General features: G+C 70.0%; 1 protein-coding gene. It reads right to left on the bottom strand.

Annotated elements, in window-relative coordinates; genetic code table 11:
- Window positions 1–670, bottom strand: a 670-nt coding sequence (locus CCN56_RS08555) for a SulP family inorganic anion transporter (RefSeq protein ID WP_143664465.1), incomplete at both ends; no start/stop codon positions are given.

The following is a 670-nucleotide window of genomic DNA, read 5'->3' as shown; positions in this document are numbered from 1 at the left end:
CGAACACGATGCCGCGCCCGGACAGTTCGCGACGCAGCTCGTCGACGGAGTCCAGCGCGGTGATGTCCACCTCCACGTTGGCCTCGGTATTGAGCACGAACCAGTGGACGGGCCCGGGCTGCTCCGCGACGGCGGCGAGTGCGCGGCGCCGGAAGTTCTCCGCGTTGGCGAAGAACAGCGGCGAGTCGTAGCGATAGACGACCAGCCCGGGAATCGTACGGGCCTCCGGATAGTCGTCGACGTCGTGCATGCCGGCCACGCCGGGCACCAGCCCCTGGACGGCATCGTGCGGGCGCGCCACCCGCGTCAGGAGCTCGGCCACCGACAGACCGACCGCCACCAGCACCCCGTACAGAATGTCCAGGGACAGCACGCCGCACAGGCAGCCGACGGCCAGCAGGAGTTCCCTGCGGCGGAAGGAGGCCAGTCTCCGGAAGCCTGCCAGGTCGATCATCTTGACGGCGGCGTAGATGACGAGGGCACCCAACACGGCGACCGGGGTGAGACTCAGCAACGGGCTGAGGAACAGCAGGACGGCGAGAACGGCCGCACCTGCGGTCAGCGAGTACACCTGGCTTCGCGCGCCGGTGGAGTCCGCCAGCGCAGTGCGGCTGGCACTGCTGCTCACCGGGAACCCGCTCAGGACGCCCGCTCCGAGGTTCGCGGCGCC

This window comes from Streptomyces sp. NRRL B-24572, assembly GCF_002156145.1.
Classification (GTDB): Bacteria; Actinomycetota; Actinomycetes; order Streptomycetales; family Streptomycetaceae; genus Streptomyces; species Streptomyces vietnamensis.
This window is presented reverse-complemented; position numbering and strand designations above follow the sequence as displayed.